Annotated in this window: 5 protein-coding genes and 1 pseudogene; all 6 read left to right on the top strand. The window is 67.5% G+C overall.

Annotation, left to right across the window (positions count from 1 at the left end; all coding sequences use genetic code 11):
* On the top strand, positions 1-307 hold a 307-nt coding region (locus ACK41X_RS23470), incomplete at its 5' end, for a hypothetical protein (RefSeq protein WP_409728737.1).
* An 8-nt stretch (positions 308-315) separates the two neighbouring features.
* Entirely contained in the window at positions 316-666 is a 351-nt protein-coding gene (locus ACK41X_RS23465; RefSeq protein WP_409728734.1) for a hypothetical protein, read from the top strand.
* On the top strand, positions 663-968 hold the full coding sequence (locus ACK41X_RS23460; RefSeq protein WP_409728731.1) for a hypothetical protein: 306 nt from the start codon (positions 663-665) through the stop codon (positions 966-968). Before ACK41X_RS23465 ends, ACK41X_RS23460 begins: the two co-directional genes overlap by 4 nt.
* Positions 965-1,615: a lysozyme gene (locus ACK41X_RS23455; RefSeq protein WP_409728728.1), complete on the top strand. Its 651-nt coding sequence runs from the start codon at positions 965-967 to the stop codon at positions 1,613-1,615. The genes ACK41X_RS23460 and ACK41X_RS23455 overlap by 4 nt, the downstream gene beginning before the upstream one ends.
* A complete protein-coding gene (locus ACK41X_RS23450) occupies positions 1,615-1,887 on the top strand; it encodes a hypothetical protein (protein ID WP_409728725.1) in 273 nt (90 codons plus the stop codon). Before ACK41X_RS23455 ends, ACK41X_RS23450 begins: the two co-directional genes overlap by 1 nt.
* A pseudogene (locus tag ACK41X_RS23445) lies at positions 1,880-2,191 on the top strand (hypothetical protein); the annotation flags it as partial. The gene ACK41X_RS23450 and the pseudogene ACK41X_RS23445, both read left to right, overlap by 8 nt.

The raw sequence follows: 2,191 nt of genomic DNA, 5'->3' as shown, positions 1-2,191 counted from the left end.
GCAGGCGAGCGTCAATATACAGGTCGCGGCCAATGGCACCACCGGCATCGGCGGCGCGAGTTTCGAGGTGCTGCTGGAGCGCTGGAACGGCTCAAGCTGGGTGAGTGAAGGCGCGGCGGTCGCTGACACGGCCTATAATTACACCGACGCTGAAGGGGTGCCTTACAATCAGCCTTCGGCACACGTTTTCAGCCGTTCCTTAACGGTCACGGCGGGCAGCACGGTCAAGGTGCGGCTGCGCGCCCGGCGTTCGGGCGGGGCTTCGGTTGGCGGGCTGATCTCGGGCAGTCTGGTGCTCACGGCATGAGGCGGACGATGAAGCGGATCAAGGTGATCTATCAGGGCGAGAGCCTCGTCATCAGCGAGGATCAGCTTGGCGGTTACGCGGGCGCCGAGGTGCTGGGAGAGGCGAGCGCGGCAGACTGCGAAGCCTGCCCCTATCTGCTGGCCAGCCCCGAGCATCTGGCGAGCGTGCATGTGCAAAAGGCAATCGAGGCAGCGCTGATCGCCTCGGGCTATCGGCTCAATGCCGGGCTGCTGGCAGCCGAGGCCGAGGCGCTGGGCATGGAGCTTGAGGTGCTTGCCGAGCAGGTGCTGGCCAAGCGCAAGGATGAAAGGGCGTTCGAGGTGGAGCGGCGGCGCAGGAAAGTCGGAGTCGGAAAGTGACCCGTGAAGACCGCGAAGCCTTTGCCAGGCTTGCCGAGCAGGTTGGGCAGATCGCCAAATCGCTTGATGCGCTTGAGCACCTTGGCGAGCGCGACGTGGCGCGGGCGCTGCAAGACCTGGTTCAGATCGCGCCAACGCTCAAGGAATTGGCCGACAGCGCGCCGGCGCTCAAGGAACTGGCCAATGGCTACAAGGTCGCGGGCACGGCGGGCGTGTTTGTCAAGTGGGCTGCCGGGATTGCCACGGCGGTGGTGGCGCTGTGGGCCTTGCTGCGCCAGCTTTTCCATGGAGGTGCCGGATGAAGTGGCTTTCCAACCTGTTCGGCCGCCGCGAAAAGCCCGCGCCGATCCCGCCGCTGCCCGAGGGCATCAAGGCGGCGAATGAGGCGATCAACGCCCTGCCGCCCGATCCGCCGCCTGCGCCTGCGACAAATCCGGTCGCACATGCGCCGCTGCCGCCTGTCACGCATCGCCGCATCAGCCCGGCGGGGATCGCGCTCATCAAGCGCTTCGAGGGGCTGGCGCGCGTGCTGCCCGATGGCCGCATCGCCGCCTATCCCGATCCCGGCACCGGGGGCGAGCCCTGGACGATTGGCTGGGGCAGCACCGGCAAAGACCCATTCAACGGCGGGCGCATTGGCCCCAAGACGATCTGGACACGCGAACAGGCGGACATGGCTTTCGAGCGTCACATCGCGCAGTTCGAGCGCGAAGTGCGCGATCTGCTCGGCGATGCGCCAACCACGCAGGGGCAATTCGATGCTCTGGTGAGCTTCCACTACAACACCGGCGCGCTCGGACGTTCGACCCTGCTGCGGCGTCACAAGGCGGGTGACTATGACGCGGCGGCGCGCGAGTTTGCCCGCTGGAACCGCGCCGGGGGCAAGGTGCTTCAAGGTCTCGTGCGCCGCCGTGCCGCCGAGGCCGCGCTTTATCGGGGGCAGGCGTGATGTTCCCGCCGATCACCACGCATGACGGCCGACGCGCGCTCGCCTTTCTCGGCGTGATGGGCGGCTGCGTGGTGTTCACACTGTTCGCCGCTGTCAGCCTGTGGCTGCTGCGCGATCACCCGGGTTTCGTGTTCTGGCTGGCGCTGGCGGCGCATGTCCAAATCCTGGTCGGCATGACGGCGCTGGGCTGGCAGATGGGCCGGCGGCTGAGCGCCTCTGCCGGGCGGGATGGAGTTTCGATCAGCGACCGGGATGGAGGCCAGCATGATTGACGTGTCACCGCTCATCGCGCTCGCGCGCAAGGCTTGGGCGCTGCTCGGAGTGCGCGGCGCGATTGCGCTTGCCGCGCTCATCGCTCTGCCGATCCACGGCTGCATTGAGCACCGCGAGGGCTACCGCGAGGGCGTCAAGGCGGTCGAGGCGCGGCTCGCCAAGGCCGAGGCCGAGGCATTGCGCCGCGCCGAAAAGGCCCGCGCGCAAGCCGACAAGGCGGCTGAAACCCGCGCCCGGATCGAAGCCGAAACCCGCGCCCGCGATCTGGCGGCAATCGAGGAGGCAAAGGCCAATGACGCCAAT

It is taken from the genome of Pseudorhodoplanes sp., assembly GCF_046289595.1.
Taxonomy (GTDB): domain Bacteria; phylum Pseudomonadota; class Alphaproteobacteria; order Rhizobiales; family Xanthobacteraceae; genus Pseudorhodoplanes.
Note: the sequence above shows the minus strand (reverse complement) of the source record. Positions and strands in the feature narration are given on the sequence as shown.